The sequence below is a fragment of the Microcystis sp. M53603_WE2 genome, assembly GCF_030065435.1.
In genome coordinates this window covers 1-1,154 of record NZ_JASJFF010001153.1, presented here as the reverse complement: position 1 = coordinate 1,154, position 1,154 = coordinate 1, and the positions used below count along the sequence as shown (strand labels likewise).

The following is a 1,154-nucleotide window of genomic DNA, read 5'->3' as shown; positions in this document are numbered from 1 at the left end:
ACCGGTGATCAGATTAAATAAAGTCGTTTTTCCCGCCCCATTGGGTCCAATTAAGCCAAAAATCTCGTTTTTTTGTACCTGAAAGGAAACCCCATCGACAGCGACTAATCCCCCAAATCGACGGGTGGCTCCCCGCACTTCTAATAAATTTGCTTGCATCCTTGTTAATAGGTTAAATTAGTCGATTTTACTCGATCAAGACGATTGCAAGTAAGCATTGCACCGACCAACCAAAAAAAGATATTTCTCAGGAGATTTACCCTGAAAGAATCAGTTGTAGAGATTTATCGGGCAATTATTTTGATCAGGAAATATTCTACACAATCCCCACCAGATAAGCAAGACGGCTCACCACTACTAGCGAATCACTACCCATAACGAAAAACTGCCATAATTGCAGAAATGTCCTCATCTAGCCAAAAGGCGATCGCTATTGATGAAAAATGACGCTAAAATTATCGATCTCGTCATCCGGCTGTTTTTTCTCGGCCTGTTGTTATTTGCCGGTTTTACCCTGCTGCGTCCCTTCCTAACCATGATCCTCTGGGGAGCAATTCTAGCGATCGCTTGGTATCCGATCTTTCTCTGGTTAAAAAAGCTGCTCGCGGGCCGGGCGAAACTGGCCGCAGTTCTCCTCACCCTACTTTGTCTAGGGATTATTATCGGTCCGGTGAGTGGCATTGCAGCGGTTCTGGCGGGTAATCTGCGAACGATGGCCGAATATATCGATACCGGTGCGGCGGTGATTCCCCCTCCCCCCGCCGATGTGGCCACCTGGCCGCTGGTCGGCGAAAGGATTGCCAGTCTCTGGCAGCAGGCATCAAATAACACGGGTCAATTTCTTCAGCGCTTCGAGCCGCAATTAAAAGAACTGGGGAAAATCTCCCTTTCCCTAGCCACCAGTACCGGTCTGACGGTGCTGAAATTTATCGCCTCGATTCTGATTGCGGCAGCCCTCACCCTCTCGGCTAAAAATCTGACTCACCTGATGAACCGGTTAGCGGAAAAGATCGCCCCGGGTAGAGGCATCGCGCTGGCCAGTCTAACCGCCTCCACCGTCCGCAATGTTAGCCGCGGTATTATTGGCGTTGCCATTATCCAGAGTCTTTTGATCGGCATCGGTTTAGTGACGGTGGGAACGCCTGCGGCCGGTT

At 49.6% G+C, this 1,154-nt stretch carries 2 protein-coding genes; one reads left to right on the top strand and one right to left on the bottom strand.

Annotated elements, in window-relative coordinates:
• A partial coding sequence (locus PX481_RS24315) for an ATP-binding cassette domain-containing protein (RefSeq protein ID WP_288096484.1) occupies positions 1 to 159 on the bottom strand: 159 nt, incomplete at its 3' end.
• A gap of 277 nt (positions 160 to 436) precedes the next feature.
• Here PX481_RS24315 and PX481_RS24310 point away from each other — a divergent pair.
• On the top strand, positions 437 to 1,154 hold a 718-nt coding region (locus tag PX481_RS24310), incomplete at its 3' end, for an AI-2E family transporter (RefSeq protein WP_288096482.1).